This window comes from Rossellomorea aquimaris (assembly GCF_001877785.1).
Lineage (GTDB): Bacteria > Bacillota > Bacilli > Bacillales > Bacillaceae_B > Rossellomorea > Rossellomorea aquimaris_A.
Genome location: NZ_MINN01000074.1, coordinates 301,758 through 319,121 on the forward strand (window position 1 = coordinate 301,758; position 17,364 = coordinate 319,121).

A 17,364-nucleotide genomic window follows, 5' to 3' on the forward strand; every position below is an offset into this window, starting at 1 on the left:
AGCCCTGCAGCTAGACAAATAGAAAAGCGGAGGCGGCTCGTTCAGCCCCGACAAGCATAAGATGAATGGACCGAGAAGGTGCTTTTTGCCTTCTTGGACCATTTAGCTTATGACCTCGAGGGGCTAGCCGCCGTAGCTAGACAAGTCTCACATAAACTATTCTTCCCGCAGGAGTCTTCGTCTTGCACTCCAATCAACCGCTGGAATGAGTTGATATATCTAAATGTATAATTAAAAACCCGAACTGATTTACCAACTATCAGGCAAATCAGTTCGGGATTATTCAGGCTAAAAGACTTATGTCCCAGCCTCATCTATCTGTTTATTATGATTGGAACTTGCCGCGCAGAACCATTTGAAGGATACCACCGTGACGGTAGTAGTCAACCTCTACTTCTGAATCGAAGCGTGCAAGAACTTCGAATTCTGTCTTCGTTCCATCTTCAGCCACAGCAGTGACAGTTAAGATGTCGCGTGGTTTAACATCATTCGTAATGTTAACAGAAATGCTTTCTCTTCCAGTCAGACCCAGAGTTTCAGCGCTTTCGCCTTTCTTGAACTGAAGTGGAAGCACACCCATCATCACAAGGTTTGAACGGTGAATACGCTCATAGCTTTCAGCGATGACAGTCTTGATGCCAAGAAGGTTCGTACCTTTGGCTGCCCAGTCACGGGAAGATCCCATACCGTAATCTTTGCCTGCAAGGACAACCAGTCCAGTTCCGTCTTCTTGATACTTCATGCATGCATCATAGATCGGCATAACTTCATCTTCAGGCCAGTACGTAGTGAATCCGCCTTCTGTACCAGGAGCGATTTGATTTCGGATACGGATGTTCGCAAACGTTCCGCGCATCATGACTTCGTGGTTACCGCGGCGGGAACCGTATGAGTTGAAGTCGCGTGGTTCTACACCATTTGCGCGCAGGTATTTACCGGCTGGTGTATCTTTACCGATCGCACCTGCAGGGGAAATGTGGTCAGTTGTCACTGAGTCACCGAATTTACCTACAACCCGAAGGCCGTTCAATCCCTGGATATCTTCAGGTGTCGGAGCAAGCCCTGTGAAGAATGAAGGATTTTGGATGTATGTTGAATTCTCATCAAAACTGTACAAAGGTTCATTGCTTGTTTTGATTTCATTCCAGCGGTCGTTTTCTGTGAACACATGCTCATACTCCCTGCGGAATAGTTCAGGTGTCACTGTAGCTTTCACAACATCCTTTACTTCATCCTGAGATGGCCATATATCTTTGAAGAATACATCGTTCCCGTCTTTATCTTTACCGATCGGATCATGTTGAAGATCGATATCGACTGTGCCTGCGAGCGCATAAGCAACTACAAGCGGCGGTGAAGCAAGGTAGTTTGCTTTCACTAACGGGTGGATACGTCCTTCGAAATTACGGTTACCTGAAAGCACAGATGTTAAAAGAAGATCTGCATCAGAAACTGCTTTTTCGATTTCCGGACGCAGTGGACCGGAGTTACCGATACATGTTGTACAACCGTAACCTACAAGGTTGAATCCGATTTGTTCCATATAAGATAACAATCCGGAGTCTCTTAGATAGCCTGTAACAACCTTTGAACCAGGAGCCAATGATGTTTTCACAAAGTCAGGAACGTTCATTCCAAGTTCCACTGCTTTTTTAGCTACAAGACCTGCTCCAAGCATGACATAAGGGTTGGATGTATTTGTACAAGATGTGATCGCAGCAATTCCGATCGCTCCTGTAGGCATCGTTACATCCTTGCCGTCTTCTGTTGTATATTTTGCTGTTTTATTGATTTCAGATGCATCCAGACCAAAGCCTTGAACGCCTTCTTTTGCTGTGATTGATTTGTGGAAAGTTTCTTTCATATCAGAAAGAGGAATCAAGTCCTGAGGACGTTTTGGTCCAGAAAGGTTTGCTTCAACTTCTGAAAGGTCGATTTCCACTACATCTGTGTAAACAGGTTCTTCTTTTTCAGGTGTGAAGAACATTTCGTTTTTCTTAAGGTACTCTTCTACCATCTTAATATGCTCTTCATCACGGCCTGTCAGTCGCAGGTAGTCAAGTGACTCTGCGTCAACCGGGAAAAATCCGCAAGTTGCACCATATTCAGGAGCCATGTTGGCAATTGTTGCACGGTCTGCCAGTGGCAGAGTGGCAACCCCAGGGCCGAAGTATTCAACGAATTTACCTACGACACCTTTTTGGCGAAGTACTTGTGTCACTTTAAGTGCCAGGTCAGTAGCCGTTGCTCCGTTTGGAAGCTCGCCGGTGAACTTAACACCGATTACTTCAGGAATCGGGAAGTATGAAGGCTGGCCAAGCATGCCTGCTTCTGCTTCGATTCCGCCTACACCCCAGCCAAGAACACCGATACCGTTGATCATGGTTGTATGTGAGTCAGTTCCAACAAGTGTATCCGGGAACGCTTCAAAGTCGCCTTCTGTTGTTTCAATAGCGTGGACTACATTTGCAAGAAATTCTAAGTTAACCTGGTGAACGATACCTGTAGCCGGTGGAACGGCACGGTAGTTTTCAAATGCTTTTTGAGCCCAGCTTAGGAATTGGTAACGCTCGGCATTACGTTCGAATTCAAGATCCATGTTTGCTTTCAAAGCGTCTGCTGTACCGTATTTATCAACTTGTACAGAGTGGTCGATTACAAGGTCAACCGGAATTTCAGGGTTGATTTTTTGAGGATCTCCTCCGATATCCGCCATTGCTTTACGCAAAGAAGCCAAGTCAACGACAGCAGGTACTCCTGTGAAGTCCTGAAGGATAACACGTGAAGGCTTGAATGGAACCTCCGCGTCTTTGCTTGATGCTCCCCAGTTTGCTAAGTTTTCAACATGCTCTTTACTGATTACACGTCCATCAAATTGGCGCAGTACAGATTCAAGTAATACCTTTACACTGTATGGTAAACGGTTAATGTTTGAAACGCCTGCTTCTTCAAGTGCCTTTAAACGATAATAATGATAACGTTTCCCTTCAAGTTCGAAGGAAGATCGTGCATTAAATACATCGTTCTTTGCCATTTTAATTCCCCCTCTAACTACAAATGCGCATTAAGTCGAAAAGTCTTCGTTCTTAACTAACGAACTTTTCTCACATTAATAATCTTAATACAAGCGATTACATAAGTAAATAACAATAAAGTTATTGTTTTTGATAAGTTTTACTTATCTGAAAAACTAAACACCTTTTGTTTTCTAACAAATGATTGATGCATCAGCATTATCGTCATTGTCAAAAGATGTCGGATGGAGAAAAAAATTATTCCAAAAAAACATTAGGACATGTTAGGGTTTTCCTCTAATAGCCGCCCTTTTCAAGTGGCACCCTAACTGTATGGAGGTGTTTCAATTGGCCAAACGCAAAGCAAACCACATCATCAATGGAATGAACGCGGCTAAAGCGCAGGGTAAAGGAGCAGGGTACAACGAAGAGTACTCCAACGAGCCATTGACGGAAGCGCAGCTGCAGAACAATAAAAAGCGAAAAACAAATCAATAAAATCCGGGACTGAATCTATGTATCAGGCGAAGGGAATTTCCGCATCTATCCGGACTCCCTCCTTCATTACCCTTTCTTGACATAAATAAACAAAAAACTCTGCAAATTTCTTGCAGAGTTTTTTGCTGCTTACATATCGTGATTACTATTATGCTTTTGGCGCGTATGGTTTTGGTTTTTTACTTTATGGGATCCGCTCAGCGGTTCTGGCTGGCCGGATTGTTTAGGTGCATTCTTCCTCATGTCTTTGCTGTCATTTTTGTTCATTGTCCATCCCTCCTCTTAATTAGGATGGATACCCGTCCGTCCGTTTATGCATACGTATAGAAAGGTGCTGAAATGCCTATAATATAAAGGCTATTTTATATTTGAAGGAGAGAATGAAAATGCCTTATCATAAAGATAAACAACAAGCGTTCCAAGCTGCCCAGCAGGGGTTCACTGACGTACAGAATACCGTGAACGAACTGGTCCTGGACGGTGGAAGTTACGGTTCCCAGCTTTCACACCTTCGTAATGAAGTGAACGAAGCGTATCAGCAGATTGAAAATGCACTCGAAGTTGCTTCTGAGACACAAAAAGAGCAGCTTCAAAAATTCAAATCCGATCTCGAATCGATTGTAAGTGAAGTCAACGGACAGCAATAAAGTAAAAAGAGGCACTTTCGTTATCCGAAAGTGCCTCTTTTGTTTAGCTGAAAGGTAAGTCCTTTTCAATTTGACCGTTGAGTTCCACGAGAGCTTCCAGGATTTCGTCATGTTCCTCAGGGCTAACGGTCCTGAGATCGATAAGTATGTGATCTTGGTGTATCCTGGTAATGACTCCGGGATCTTGCATCCTTAGTCTTTTATGAATTTCATTGGCTGGAATATGATTATGTTGAATAGAAACAAGATATGTATCGAGTTCAACTTCCGGCATGGTCCCGCCTCCTACTTTGCTTGTGCCTTCTCTCAATTCAAGAATGAATGAAACGTTCCGGTGTTTAAGCTGCTCAACCAGTTTCATCGATTGCTGATGGATATCTTCTTTCTGCCGGGTGATTCCGAATACGGCAGGGATTTTATCTTCCTCTTTTTTCAAATAGTGAAGAAGGGTCATTTCCAGTGCTGCAATGGTCATTTTGTCAACACGCAGTACACGTGCGAGCTGATGTTTCTTTAGCAGATCAACAGCTTCTTTCTTACCGGCTATGATCCCCGCTTGGGGACCGCCCAGCAGTTTATCCCCGCTGAAAGAAACGAGGTCGGCCCCTTTCTCGATCACATCGCTTACGAGTGGTTCTTCTCCAATACCATACTTCGAATAATCAAAAAGTGCCCCGCTGCCTAAATCTTCATAATACAGCACATGATCATACTCTTTTGTCAGCCCTGCAAGCTCTGCCGATTCAACAGCTGAAGTAAAACCCTTCATAACAAAGTTGCTCTGGTGCACTTTCATGATCATCGCAGTATCTTCTCCTATATGGCCTTGATAATCCTTTAAGTGCGTTTTATTGGTAGTGCCCACTTCAACAAGCTTTGCCCCGCTTTCTTCCATGATCGAAGAAACTCTGAAGGACCCTCCAATTTCAACGAGTTCCCCCCTGGACACAATCACTTCTTTATTTTTCGCAAGAGCAGACAGTATGAAGAATACAGCTGCAGCATTATTATTTACGATCATGGCAGCCTCAGCCCCAGTCAATTCACAAATGAATTTTTCTGCATGAGTGTGGCGCGTTCCTCTTTTACCCTCATCAATATCATACTCAAGGTTATTATATGAACCTGCAACAATGCTTATATGTTCAATCGTTTCAGCTCCAATCCTGGCCCTGCCAAGATTCGTATGTAAGACGATCCCGCTTGCGTTGATGATTCTATGTAAAGATATCGAATATTTTTTCCTTTTTATTTTTCCCGCATGCATAAACATTGCGTCAAGAAAGCCTTTGGTGTCGGGCGGCGGTCCCTCCCAAGTTCCTTCAAGAATGTGCTTTCTGATCGTTGCTATGCTTTCTTTCACCAGTTCTTTTCCTTGATTGGAGGAAAGGTCATTGATTTCAATAAATCGATTGAATCCGCCGGTTTCAAGGACTTCATGGATCGGGGGTATCTTTCTCAGCAGTTCTTTCATGATTACCCTCCTTTACTGCTTTTTCCCCATTATAACACCCTCACCAATTAATGCAGAAAGAATAGAATGTGTAAAAGAGAAAGTTAGGGGTCAGATGTAAATGAGTAAGGAAAGGGAAAATTTTTATTTAGAGAACTGGGAAGAGCGAATGAAAGATTGGCTGTTGGATCCCGATACAGTTCGGCTAGATGAAAAGGAATTCCGAATTGACTTCCTGGACACGACAGATGCGTTCATCGTGGAAGTGGAAACAGAAAATATTTGTCCGGATGAATTGATCTTGATGAAGAGGGATCACCGGCTCATTATATCAATCAGATTGAAAAATGAATTAAAAGCGAGAAGCAGATATGTTGAGTTCCCTTTTTGTCTAAAGCAGCGGGATTTAACCTATTCTTTGGAGCACCATACAATTGAAATCAATGTTCCTAAGCAGGAATGCAAGGAGAACACATCATTGGTCATCCGTGTTCAGGGAATTTGTAATGAAGACAGCCCCTCCATATAATATGGAAAAGCCTGGAGAATCCAGGCTTTTCAGGGTTATCGCATCTCTTCAATTTTAGAGATGATGTCATTTACGTCAGGAAAGACTCCTGTATCAAGTTTGGAATAGATTTTGGTTTCGCCTACTGTGATTTCGAAGGCGCCGCCAGAGGATGGAATCAGCAATAGTTCTGGAATATCATATCTAAAATGGGTAAATAACTGTTCCGCGAAACTCGCGGCTTTTGGTGAGTAGTTTCACCTCAGGCAGAACTCAATCTTGATATTTAGGTTATCCATTAAGGAAACCACCTTTCTTTCGTATTTTCTTTCATTTTAAAGCAGGCCTTTTATTGATGCAAATCACAATGAAAGGCCTCTTTATATTTTGCCTCATCTCTTATCTTTCCTGTACAATATGTGTATCTATACATAAAGGAGTGAATGCAATGAGTAAAGAAGAAATCATCCGTTTGACTTCTCTGTCATCAAAAGCCGGCTGAGGATGCAAATTAAGTCCGAGCGACTTGGCGCAAGTTTTGCGTCAGCTGCCCCCTCAGAAAAAACATGAAGAATTACTAGTTGGAAATGAATCCTCCGATGACGCGGGAATCTATCAATTAACGGATGAGATCGCTCTTGTTCAAACAGTTGATTACTTTACTCCTGTGGTCGATGATCCATACTTGTTCGGTCAAATCGCTGCAGCAAATGCCTTGAGCGATGTTTATGCAATGGGCGGATGGCCGAAAACCGTCATGAATATAGTCGGATTTCCCATTAAAAAGCTGGGTGGCGATGTGCTGGCCAGGATCCTTGCCGGTGCTCAGAGTAAAGTGGCGGAAGCAGGGGCCGTCACAGTGGGAGGACACTCCATTGATGACCAGGAACCCAAATTCGGGCTTAGCGTCACGGGACTCGTACATCCAAAGAAATACTGGACCAATATTGGTGCGGCACCAGGGGATGCCATTGTACTGACGAAGCCTATCGGTGTCGGGATATTAACGACCGGGATTAAGCGCCAGGCTGTTACAGAAGCTCAGGAAAATGAAGTGATTGATACAATGAGGACGTTAAATAAGGAAGCCTCTGAGGTGCTTAAGGATTATCCTGCGAATGCCGTGACGGATGTAACCGGATTCGGTCTATTGGGCCATGCCTTTGAAATGGCAAGCGGAAGTGAAGTAACCCTGCATATTTCCTATGATTCCATCCCGCAGCTGCCGGGTACGAAAGAACTGGCTTTGGAGGGCATTATCCCTGGCGGATCGAAAGCCAACCATCAATGGTTGAGAGATGATGTCCTTTTTGACCCTGGTCTGACCCTTGAAGATCAATTGATTCTGTGTGACTCAATAACATCAGGCGGATTATTGATCAGCCTGCCGAAAGAACAAGCCGGAAAATATCTGAAGGAAATGAAAAAGCGTTCACTCAATGCGTGGATTATCGGGGAAGTTACAGAAACAGCAGATAAACGCCTTTATGTCACCAAATAGGTGTTATCCGATTTCCGAAGGCGAAGAATAGAAATAGCCAAACAAAAACGCCTGGAGTCAGACTTTCCGGGCGTTTTTGTTTATAAGCTTGAAAAAATGATGATGAATCATTTTTGAAAATATCCTTATTTGCAAAAGGTGCCTTTTTCCCCCTCCAGCCGGAAAGCAATTAAACCACATGACTTTCTTATCAAGACTGATAAAAGGGATTGGGGACGCAGGCTCTTCTACTATAAAATCGTGATCACCCAGATCATCATGTTTACATAGCATTCTTATCGTTGCCTTATTACTTGCATCCGATAGAATAGTTAACATTTTGAATGGTATGTCGCTCAACTTATCAACATTGACGATGATTTCCTCTTTGCATGCCAAGAGATCTTTATGAATCCTTCCCGAATCAGTTACAGGATACCATGTGAATTTCTTTATTGGACTTTTGTTGGAATCAATTACATCAATTCCCTGTTTTACAGAACCTTTCGTGTCAAGGAAGTCAATTAATTGATGGATGGGCTGGCCGGCATTGGTTTTTTTTCTGAAAAATGCATCATTTGCAACCAGGATGAACTTCCCTCTGGCTCGTGTCACAGCCACATTGATAAGCCTGTCGCTTCCTTTCTTTGTAAAGAGCGCACCAACCTTTTCATGTGCAGTCCCATCTACAGCATCGAAGACGATCATATCATTTTCAGATCCTTGAAAACCGTGAACTGTAGCAGCATAAAGATTGGTTTTGTTTTTCGGGAAGAAGGGTTCAATCAGTTCTTGAATCAGTAGATTATACCATCTTGCCTGCGCGCGATAGGGGGTGACGATCCCTATTGAAATGTTGCGGTCATTCAGCGCCCTGATGACGAGAATCAAGGTGATAAAACTTGAAAAGATGTTCCATCTTGAGCCCCGGTCGGTAACTCCCCATTCTGATCCTTCCTCTAAAGAAAATAAAATACTTCCTTCTCCGGAGAATGGTTCACTTCCGAGAATGCCGTCTCTCATCTGTGCGGCATCTGGATGATCGCCAACTCTGGAGTGATATATATGGCGGTTGGTAAATGCAGATATGCTCGGATGCATTCGCCTTTGTTCAGGAAGCAGCAGTAATTGAGGATGTCCGCTCCCTTTTTCAACCGAATCCGCTACTTTTGACAGGTGAAAGATATCATCCTTTAACCACTTTTCAGCTAATGGATGAAAGCTTCCTGCAATGGGAGGCAGCTGTTTGAAATCACCGCAAATGATGATATTTTTTGCCATCGTAGACGCAAATGCCACTTGAGGCACATAGGCCATACTTGCTTCATCCACAATGACGAGGTCGAATTCCTCCTCATATATGAGTGGGTCGATGGCCGCTTTACTCAGGGTGGTACCAATCACCATTGCATCATTAAGAAGCGTCCCTTCCTTTCTTTTCAGTTGTTCCTTCAGTTTTTGATAGTGTACTTCTAATTGGGATAATCGTTCTGAATCATAGCTTGAGAAGTTTAATGACAGCTTCTTTCTCAATCTCCTTCTATACGTTTCCACTTTCCCCTTTTCTTCGGCAAGCTTCGGGTCCTGCTTTTCCAACAGCTGTATCACATTCAGATCAGTTATGTCATCCTGATATGATTTCCTGTTGATGCCGTATCGGATGACTTCTCCAGATTTCCAGCGGTCGTGAGCGGACAGGAAATGATATATTTCTTCTATTAATACATCAACAGCTGCATTGCTGTGAGACAATAGTAAAATGCGCCTGCCCTCTGAATAATGGTAAGAGGCAACACGGGCGAGTGTGTAAGTTTTACCGGTTCCCGGCGGCCCCCACAGATAGGTTACCGGATTGTATTTGCTCCTTAAGTAGGCTTCATGCAGTGTGCTTTTAATTGAAGCTTTGTTATGTGAAGTACATTTGGGCGGGACCATTATATCCCTGATTCTCAGGGCTTTATTATGTCTTTCTTTTGCTTCTTCAAGCCTTTCAATCAGCTTTTCAAGCAGTTCTCCCTGATCGTGAAAGAGCTGCCCTGATGTAATGGGGTCTCCGATAAACTGTTCGAACTCAATTACACACTCCCTTTCTTCCGAACTGATCACTGTTCCGGACACTTTTTTTCCCCGGGTTTCACACGTAACCGTCCCTCCTTCAGGAATGGACACGGGATACACAAGGGTAAACCAGTAGATGAAAGCTGCGTCACCCTTCCTGAGGCATTTTCCTTCTTCTATAAAGACCCCGGAAGAATCACGTTTTCTTAAATGCGCTATTTCTATCTCAAGAGCGGTCCTCCACTCTTCTATCAAAGATGTAATTTTCATTATACAACCACCTGCAGTTACAAAATCCACACAAAGTTTAATCATAACAATTCCCCTTGAACGTGTGAAGTTAAAATGCTGTACAAAAAAAAGAAACCGGAGTTTCCTCCAATTTCCTTTTGAGATAAGTTATAATTCCGTTGTCAAATTGCTCAGTTTGTCAGCAGACTGGGCCAATTGGGATATCGCCTGTGAGATTTCTTCGACAGCCCAGGAGATTTCTTTCATTTCTCCTTCAACCTTTTCGCTTTTAGTTTTACTTTGGTCGATCGAATCCACTATCCCTTCAAAAAACACATGGGCTTCATTAGTAGAAACCATACCGGTTTTTGCAAGACCTTCCACGGATGTAATATATCTTGAGATCTTGTCTACCTGCTCCTTTGTCCCCGATATCAGCCCTGAAACATTCGTTACCGAACTTTTCGTCTGATCAGACAATTTACGCACCTCTTCTGCCACCACTGCAAAACCTTTTCCGTGTTCACCTGCTCGGGCAGCCTCTATACTGGCGTTAAGGGATAAAAGATTTGTTTGTTCAGCAATTGTCTGTACAATGGATACAATGTCAAAAATTTGATTGGATATTTGATGAAGCTGATGGATTTCCTTCAACATTTCTCCCAAATCAGAAAGGATTTTTCTCATATGATCTCTCTGAAGGCCCATTTTCTCTTTACCTTCAATTGAAAATTCCCCGATTTGTTCGATTGCTGCCGTTCCTTCTGAACTTAACGTACTTACCTGATCCATGCGAGCAGTTATGGTTTCAAGGGAGGCCATTGATTCTTCAGAGATTGCTGCAAGTCCGTTTGTTGCCTCTTGTACACTAGCGGTGACATTTTCCTTAAGCAGGCGTGCATCTTCCCTCATTTGTTCGTTTTGGGATTCGTACGCCTCCAATACCAACTGCTGTTCAAGATTTAAGATCTTCGTTACTGACTTGATCACTTTATGGTAATCCTCGACATTTGAATAAGCGCGAAACAGTACTTGAAAAAGTGTCATCTGCAGGTTCTGGAAGGAAGCTATATACCACTTGGTGGGTAAACCGATATGGATATGCATCCTAGCAATTTTTCTTCTCTTGTCAATGAACGATTGATCAATTTTTCCATTCATCATCTCTGTGATATGAATTGCGAGTGTACCTTTTAATCGATTTATTGAACTGTATTTATTCACGATGGATGTAAGGGTCGGATTTTGTTCGATGGGAAAGTAAAAACCGTCTACAACTTCCCTGATATTTTCCTCGACGACGTCATGGCAGGCTTTCAGGACAGTCAAGTCCTCCTCGGTCAGCTGAATCATTTCGAGCTGCTCTTCCATTTCCTTTGAAACAGTGATCGATACTTCACTTTTCCAAGCTGATTCTTTTAGTCTAGTTGCCTGAACACTCTTTCTCTTTTTTAATAACACGTAAACCCCTCTTTTGTTTGTATAATATATCCTTTAAAGGAAAAAACTTATGTTTTTACTATATCAAAAAACACCCTTTCAGGCAGGGTGTTTTTTGAAAAGTTTATGACCAAAAAGGGACTTTTGTATGATGTTGATGTCAGTTCCCCTCAGTTTCCTCGATATATTTTTCAGCGAAATACAAAACATCTTCCACATACTCATCACTGTGGTTGTAGGCAAAAACAGCTTGTTCTATTTCGCCGTCAGCCGCTCCGTTCCGAGCCAGATAATTTGCGGCACTGAATACTGCATCTTCAATTTGAAACGGATCAGCAACACCGTCCCCATTGGCATCCACCCCATAACCTCCATATTTTTCAATGATGTCGGGATTGGTTTTCTGGTCTTCAGGGATATCCCCTTTTCCGAGATCGCGGCAAGAAGGGTGTGACCAGCCGACAAAAGTGCATGGCATGAACTGCATATGACCTTCGGCGCCCACAGGGGAAATCAGGGAACTCATTGTGGAAAATTTAGTTTCAACCCTGTGGTGGGCAGCCAATAGGTTCCAAGGGACACCGTATTCCTTTTCAGCTGCCTTATAAATTGGAAGGTATTGAGACGGTACTTCTTCCTTTCCTAATAAGGACAGCTTATTAGAAGGTACTATATTATTGAGATAAAAATATAACAGCAAAATGAAGAAAGGAATGAATAATATTTTGATGGGAGAGGCGTGTTTCTTTTTATAATCAGCTTTTTTCTTTTTACGTTTCTTCGCCATCGGCACCCCTCCTAACTATGTGATTCCATTAAGTATTTTAATATGAGAATGTTTTTAATACAATCAAAGAGTGTACCCTTTTTCAATACAAATAAAAAAATGACCCGATTGAGTCATTTCTGAGCTCTTCGGATCATCCAATTTGATTATTTAGTAACAAAACGCTGCTCCAACGATAATTAACAAGATGAATAGAACAACGATTAGTGCGAAGCCTCCCGCGTATCCTGCTCCGCCGTATCCGCATCCGTATCCAGGGTATCCGTATCCATACATAATCAGTCACCTCCAGTTATCTAACTACGATATTACTGTATGTATAGGACAAATTGTAGGTTAATCATTACTGTTGAGATTTGAAATGTTTTTAATTCTAAATCGCGGTATGATAAGCTTCCTCTCTTCAATCAGGCGGAAAAATTGATTAAAATGTCCAGAAATAAAAAAACGCCCAGACCGGGTCTGGACGCTTTTCTAGCTTATATTTTTTCATGGGCTTCTGTTTTCTTCCTTGGTTTAGGTTTAATGTAAAGGCCAAGTTCCTTTTTTTCATGATTCAATGACTTGTACAGCGATACCATCATCAGTGCCATAATGACTGAGAACGGCAGGGCCGCTACAATAAGGGCATTTTGCAGGGCCTGCAATCCACCGCTGTATAATAGGATCAATGCCACTACAGATTGGGCAATCCCCCAAGTTAACTTTACATAGTTCGGCGGTGTCAATGAACCATATGTCGTCTGCATGCCAAGTACGAATGTTGCTGAATCGGCAGATGTAATAAAGAATGTACCGATCAGTGTAATGGCTACAACCGACAAGATGGTAGACCATTCAAAGCTGTTAAAGACAGCGAAGAGGACTTCTTCTGTAGCGAATTGAGTCAAATCTGTTCCAGCTCGCTGTACTTCGATCGCAGAAGTACCGAAAGCAGCGAACCAAAGGAAGCTGACCAGTGCCGGCAGAAGCAATACCCCGATAAGGAATTCACGGATGGTCCTTCCTCTTGAAACACGGGCGATAAAGATACCGACGAACGGTGACCAGGAAATCCACCATGCCCAGTAGAAGATCGTCCATCCGTTTATCCACGAACGATGCTCTGGATTCAATGGAGCAATCCTGAAACTCATGGCAGCGATATTCTGAATATATGCCCCGATGGTGTCAGTGAACATATTCAGTATTAATAATGTTGGGCCGATGAAAAAGACAAGGATGAATAATCCGACAGCCAATACCATATTCGTATTGGATAAATATTTGATCCCCTTACTCAGTCCGGACCACGCAGAGATCATGAACAATACAGTGACGATCGCAATGATGATGGACTGCACGGTGAAATTATTCGGTATGTCGAATAAGTATGACAGCCCTCCATTTATCTGTGCTGCACCGAATCCGAGTGTAGTGGCAACACCGACAACTGTTGCGAATACTGCAAGTACATCGATAATCGTGCCCAGGATGCCATCCACCTTGTTACCGAAGATTGGTCTCAAGGTAGCCGAAATCAACCCGGGCTCATCTTTGCGGAACTTATAATATGCCAGAGCCAATGCAACAATCGCATAAATTCCCCAGGCATGGATGCCCCAGTGGAAAAACGTATAGCGGAGCGCTTCTTTGTTTGCCTGATTAGTCCCTCCTTCAGCCAGCGGCGGCGTCATGAAATGGGAAAGCGGCTCTGCAGCCCCCCAGAATACAAGTCCGATTCCCATACCTGCACTGAATAACATGGCAAACCATGTGCCTTTTGTGTATTCAGGCTTTTCATCTGGTTTCCCCAGACGTATCGTTCCCATTGGGCTGAAAATCAGGAATATGCAGAATATTACAATGACAGTTACTAATATTAGATAATACCATCCAAATGTAGAGGTAATGAATTCCTGCATATTTGCTGTTACGTCCTCAAAGGACTTCGGAGCGATCACTCCATATGCTACAGCTGCAGCAACTAGTACAACTGTGATCCAAAAAACATTTGATATTCTTTTCATAGAAATCTCCTTTCTTTAATTGTTTTTAAGTATTCTTAAAAATGTGTGCGGAAAGTAAAAACAGAAATAGGCCCATTTCCTTATTCCCTTTTTTCCGCTTTCGAAACCAACAGTTGTTACCCTATCAAAAATAAACTTAAGAATGCAAGCAAAAACCTTTGATTTTCCTATTATTTGCGAATAGAACGTTTTCATTCTTGTAATTTTCACTACTGTGAATCAAATATGGGCTGGATCATTAAAAAGAGACGCCCTTGAAAGGACGCCTTCCTGCATTATTCTTTAATAACTTTTACTTTTACGTCCCGCACTCCATATTCCAGTGCGTCTTCTTCATGCTGCATATAAATATCAATGCGGTTCCCTTTAATCGCTCCGCCCGTGTCCTCTGCACGAGCATATCCATATCCTTCAATATATACCTTTGAACCTAAAGGAATAATATCGGGATCGACAGCAATGACTCTGGCGTCAGGGTTCGCAATCAGGTCAACACCCGTTTTGGTGATTCCGATACAGCCTTCACAGTGAGCAGTATAGGCTGTCGCGGTAACATCGACCTCTTTAACGACATCTGATGTATTTTCATTCTTACTGTTCTTTTCTTCAGATACAGCTTTTACAGCTTCACTCTTAGCTTCCTCTTCGTTCACAGTAATCCCTTTTTCAAGCAACTCCTGGCGGGTATCTGCTTCTTCAATGGAAAAATGATAACGATTCGCAATTTCCCACAGGATATCGCCTTTTTCTATATTATGATACTCATTAAGTGCTTTCTCAGTGTTATCGTCTTCTTCTGCTGATGCAGATGGCAGTCCGATTGAAAGAATGAACGCGAAGGAAAGAATGGAAAATATACCTTTTATCATATTGTAAAATTCCTCTTTTTGTGGTTATGGATTAAAACCAACAAAAGAAATGGTAACATAGACATACATCAGTTATATAACAATTTATTTATAATAAGATAACAATTAGATAACACGGCTGTAATAGTCGGCAATATTGAGACTTTTCTAATCACGGCCATTCAAGAGATGCCTTCTTTTGGATATCCAGGGACTGTTAAAGAATTAGCACATGAAAAAACCCCATCGGGAACATGTCCCAATGGGGCAATCTATATAAATTATTTTGTTTCAAGTACTTTAACATTAACTGTTTTTCTTCCCCAGTCTACCGCTTGATCTTGAGATGGGATGAATACATCGATTCGGTTGCCTTTAATTGCTCCTCCTGTATCTTCAGCAGTCGCATAACCATAACCCTCGACATAAACTTTTGATCCAAGTGGAATTACGTCAGGATCAACCGCGATGACTTTTGCATCAGGGTTCTCTTTCAGGTTCACACCCGTAGCAGTGATGCCGGAGCATCCTTCGCAATCCGCAGTATACGCAGTAGCTTCCACAGAGAGTTCATTTGCGACAGCTTCCTGTTCTTGTTGAGGCTCAGCTGAAGCTTCTTCAACTTCTGGAGCTACTTCTGGTTTTTCTTCCGGTTGAGGAGCAGGTGCAGCCTCTTCTTGCTCAGAAGTATTTGCAGGAGTTGAAGGTGCTTTATCATCCAGATTGATTAACAATTCCTGACCTGGAACGATAAGGTCACTTTCCAAGGCATTCCAACCTTGAAGATTGTCCACTGAGATACCGTAATTAGATGCAATGGCCCACAGCGTGTCACCTTTTTTTACTGTATAATATTCTTTAGATGATACTTTAAGTTCCTGGTCGGGAAAAATAACATCCGAACCTAAATTGTTCCAAGTTTTCAGTTGATCAACAGATGTGCCATATTCCTTCGCCAATCCCCACAGCGTATCACCCTTTTTGACTTCAATCTCTTGTGCTGAAGCGCTCGCACCACCTGAAACTGCAAGTGTAGTGAAAGCAGCTACAGAAATAATCGATTTTTTTAGTTTCATAGAAAAATTCCTCCTTATGTAGCTAGCACTATTTATTTTTGCTAACAGGGAAAATACTAACATAGTAAAATCTCAATACAATAACAAGGAAATTATAAAGATGCGTCAGAAATATTTCACCCCTGTAATATTAAGCGTTTTCCTGTATAAATTATCTTATAGAGGAATAAAAAACCATTATAAGTAGATAATAAAGGTTTATGTGGATTATTATGGATAATAATCAGCTTACCGAAATTTATAAACAACAATAAGAAAACACTTAACAAGATATTTTTTTCACTTTATACTGGTTGAGAAATATGAAATGCATGGGAGGTAAAAACCTGTGGAAAATCAAGAAGATAATATCGTACTCTATAGAGATGAACCGGACGAACATGCGGGACGTTGTGAATGCGGCAATAACGTATTTAAATCAACCGTGCTTGACGGTAAATTTTATCGGAAATGCCAGGAATGCGGCAAAACGAAAATCGTGTAACTTAAAAAAGGGAAGTGCCTGTGTTTCAGGCACTTCCCTCCCTTATTTACTGAGTTATGATGATCGGTTCATTTTTAGTAATGATGATAGTATGTTCGATTTGGGCAACAAGGCTCTTATCAGGCGTAATATATGTCCAGCCGTCGCCTTTTTCTATTACATTCTGGGCTTTCATTGATATAAATGGCTCAAAAGCGATAACCATTCCATCCTTTAACAGCCCATTATCCCATGGGTCGAAGTAATTCAGGATGTGATCCGGCTTCTCGTGCAGTGATTTGCCCACACCATGTCCAGTCAGATTTTTGATGACTGTAAAGCCATTTCGTTTTGCTTCGTTATGCACTGCCTTGCCGATACCATTCAGTTTTGACCCTGCTTTTGCTTTATGAAGGCCGGCTTCAAAAGATTTAACCGCTGCTTCACATAAAGCTGCAAGTTTAGGATCGCCTTTACCGACAACAAATGAGATGCCTGTATCTGCATAATAACCATTCTTCGACCCTGATACATCGATGTTAACAAGGTCGCCTTCTTGAATCACTTTGTCGCCGGGGATTCCGTGCGCCACTTCTTCATTTACGCTGATACATGTATAGCCGGGAAATTCATATTCCCCTTTTGGCCCGGAAATCGCTCCATTGTCATTGAACATCTTTCCTGCGATTTCATCAAGCTCTTTTGTAGTGACGCCTGGTTTTGTGTGAGATTTCAATTCTTCACGTATCATTGCCACAATTCGGCCGATTTCTTTTAATGCTCGTAAATCCTCTTCAGTTTTTACTATCATACAATCTTCCTTCTCTATTTGATTTCATCTTCCCTTACTAT

General features: G+C 42.2%; 15 protein-coding genes and 2 pseudogenes. 5 read left to right on the forward strand and 12 right to left on the reverse strand.

All coding sequences use genetic code 11. The annotated features are described in order from the left end of the window. Nucleotides 1-325 precede the first annotated feature (325 nt). Nucleotides 326-3,034 (reverse strand): aconitate hydratase AcnA, encoded by a 2,709-nt coding sequence (acnA, locus tag BHE18_RS05375; RefSeq protein WP_071617583.1) that lies wholly within the window; start codon nt 3,032-3,034, stop codon nt 326-328. A 328-nt stretch (nt 3,035-3,362) separates the two neighbouring features. Here acnA and sspO point away from each other — a divergent pair, with 328 nt between their 5' ends. Then, on the forward strand, nt 3,363-3,512 hold the full coding sequence (gene sspO, locus BHE18_RS05380) for a small acid-soluble spore protein O (RefSeq protein ID WP_071617584.1): 150 nt from the start codon (nt 3,363-3,365) through the stop codon (nt 3,510-3,512). Nucleotides 3,513-3,641: 129 nt separating this feature from the next. Here the strand turns inward: sspO and BHE18_RS05385 are convergent, their stop codons facing one another. Then, a complete protein-coding gene (locus BHE18_RS05385) occupies nt 3,642-3,779 on the reverse strand; it encodes a small acid-soluble spore protein P (RefSeq protein ID WP_032088517.1) in 138 nt (45 codons plus the stop codon). A 119-nt stretch (nt 3,780-3,898) separates the two neighbouring features. On the opposite strand from BHE18_RS05385, the gene BHE18_RS05390 reads away from it, so the two are divergent. Further along, entirely contained in the window at nt 3,899-4,159 is a 261-nt protein-coding gene (locus BHE18_RS05390; RefSeq protein WP_071617585.1) for a hypothetical protein, read from the forward strand. Nucleotides 4,160-4,202: 43 nt separating this feature from the next. Here BHE18_RS05390 and selA read toward each other — a convergent pair whose 3' ends face one another. Beyond that, complete coding sequence (gene selA / locus BHE18_RS05395) at nt 4,203-5,633, reverse strand: L-seryl-tRNA(Sec) selenium transferase (protein ID WP_071617586.1); 1,431 nt, start codon at nt 5,631-5,633, stop codon at nt 4,203-4,205. A 100-nt stretch (nt 5,634-5,733) separates the two neighbouring features. On the opposite strand from selA, the gene BHE18_RS05400 reads away from it, so the two are divergent. Further along, nucleotides 5,734-6,141 carry an Hsp20/alpha crystallin family protein gene (locus BHE18_RS05400; RefSeq protein WP_071617587.1) on the forward strand — a complete coding sequence of 136 codons (408 nt, stop codon included), beginning with the start codon at nt 5,734-5,736 and terminating at the stop codon, nt 6,139-6,141. Between the two features lie 35 nt (nt 6,142-6,176). On the opposite strand, the pseudogene BHE18_RS23920 reads toward BHE18_RS05400, so the two are convergent. After that, nucleotides 6,177-6,365: pseudogene (locus BHE18_RS23920) on the reverse strand (Rdx family protein); the annotation flags it as partial. 203 nt (nt 6,366-6,568) lie between these two features. On the opposite strand from BHE18_RS23920, the gene selD reads away from it, so the two are divergent. After that, nucleotides 6,569-7,621: a selenide, water dikinase SelD gene (selD, locus tag BHE18_RS05410; protein WP_083573626.1), complete on the forward strand. Its 1,053-nt coding sequence runs from the start codon at nt 6,569-6,571 to the stop codon at nt 7,619-7,621. Nucleotides 7,622-7,678: 57 nt separating this feature from the next. Here the strand turns inward: selD and BHE18_RS05415 are convergent, their stop codons facing one another. The 7 genes and pseudogenes from BHE18_RS05415 to BHE18_RS05445 form a co-directional block, all read right to left on the reverse strand. Then, nucleotides 7,679-9,928, reverse strand: coding sequence for a DEAD/DEAH box helicase (locus BHE18_RS05415; protein WP_071617589.1), 2,250 nt, complete (start codon nt 9,926-9,928; stop codon nt 7,679-7,681). Nucleotides 9,929-10,057: 129 nt separating this feature from the next. After that, nucleotides 10,058-11,350 carry a globin-coupled sensor protein gene (locus tag BHE18_RS05420; protein WP_071617590.1) on the reverse strand — a complete coding sequence of 431 codons (1,293 nt, stop codon included), beginning with the start codon at nt 11,348-11,350 and terminating at the stop codon, nt 10,058-10,060. A 139-nt stretch (nt 11,351-11,489) separates the two neighbouring features. Further along, complete coding sequence (locus tag BHE18_RS05425) at nt 11,490-12,116, reverse strand: lytic transglycosylase domain-containing protein (RefSeq protein ID WP_083573628.1); 627 nt, start codon at nt 12,114-12,116, stop codon at nt 11,490-11,492. A 150-nt stretch (nt 12,117-12,266) separates the two neighbouring features. Next, a pseudogene (locus BHE18_RS23580) lies at nt 12,267-12,344 on the reverse strand (YjcZ family sporulation protein); the annotation flags it as partial. Nucleotides 12,345-12,595: 251 nt separating this feature from the next. Next, nucleotides 12,596-14,125 (reverse strand): glycine betaine uptake BCCT transporter, encoded by a 1,530-nt coding sequence (locus BHE18_RS05435; RefSeq protein WP_071617592.1) that lies wholly within the window; start codon nt 14,123-14,125, stop codon nt 12,596-12,598. A gap of 275 nt (nt 14,126-14,400) precedes the next feature. Then, nucleotides 14,401-14,994, reverse strand: a complete 594-nt coding sequence (locus BHE18_RS23840) for a 3D domain-containing protein (RefSeq protein ID WP_071617593.1) — start codon at nt 14,992-14,994, stop codon at nt 14,401-14,403. 260 nt (nt 14,995-15,254) lie between these two features. Next, on the reverse strand, nt 15,255-16,049 hold the full coding sequence (locus tag BHE18_RS05445) for a 3D domain-containing protein (RefSeq protein WP_071617594.1): 795 nt from the start codon (nt 16,047-16,049) through the stop codon (nt 15,255-15,257). A gap of 328 nt (nt 16,050-16,377) precedes the next feature. Between BHE18_RS05445 and BHE18_RS23140 the strand changes: the two genes are divergently transcribed. After that, entirely contained in the window at nt 16,378-16,533 is a 156-nt protein-coding gene (locus BHE18_RS23140) for a hypothetical protein (protein ID WP_171910659.1), read from the forward strand. Between the two features lie 46 nt (nt 16,534-16,579). On the opposite strand, the gene map is transcribed toward BHE18_RS23140, so the two are convergent. Then, nucleotides 16,580-17,323 (reverse strand): type I methionyl aminopeptidase, encoded by a 744-nt coding sequence (gene map, locus BHE18_RS05450; RefSeq protein WP_071617595.1) that lies wholly within the window; start codon nt 17,321-17,323, stop codon nt 16,580-16,582. Between the last annotated feature and the right edge of the window lie 41 nt (nt 17,324-17,364).

Coding starts and splice junctions, on each gene's coding strand:
- map (WP_071617595.1), bottom strand. CDS start 17,323: ATGATAGTAAAAACTGAAGAGGATTTACGAGCATTAAAAGAAATCGGC.
- BHE18_RS05390 (WP_071617585.1), top strand. CDS start 3,899: ATGCCTTATCATAAAGATAAACAACAAGCGTTCCAAGCTGCCCAGCAG.
- BHE18_RS05385 (WP_032088517.1), bottom strand. CDS start 3,779: ATGAACAAAAATGACAGCAAAGACATGAGGAAGAATGCACCTAAACAA.
- BHE18_RS05400 (WP_071617587.1), top strand. CDS start 5,734: ATGAGTAAGGAAAGGGAAAATTTTTATTTAGAGAACTGGGAAGAGCGA.
- BHE18_RS05435 (WP_071617592.1), bottom strand. CDS start 14,125: ATGAAAAGAATATCAAATGTTTTTTGGATCACAGTTGTACTAGTTGCT.
- selA (WP_071617586.1), bottom strand. CDS start 5,633: ATGAAAGAACTGCTGAGAAAGATACCCCCGATCCATGAAGTCCTTGAA.
- BHE18_RS23840 (WP_071617593.1), bottom strand. CDS start 14,994: ATGATAAAAGGTATATTTTCCATTCTTTCCTTCGCGTTCATTCTTTCA.
- acnA (WP_071617583.1), bottom strand. CDS start 3,034: ATGGCAAAGAACGATGTATTTAATGCACGATCTTCCTTCGAACTTGAA.
- BHE18_RS05445 (WP_071617594.1), bottom strand. CDS start 16,049: ATGAAACTAAAAAAATCGATTATTTCTGTAGCTGCTTTCACTACACTT.
- BHE18_RS05415 (WP_071617589.1), bottom strand. CDS start 9,928: ATGAAAATTACATCTTTGATAGAAGAGTGGAGGACCGCTCTTGAGATA.
- BHE18_RS05425 (WP_083573628.1), bottom strand. CDS start 12,116: ATGGCGAAGAAACGTAAAAAGAAAAAAGCTGATTATAAAAAGAAACAC.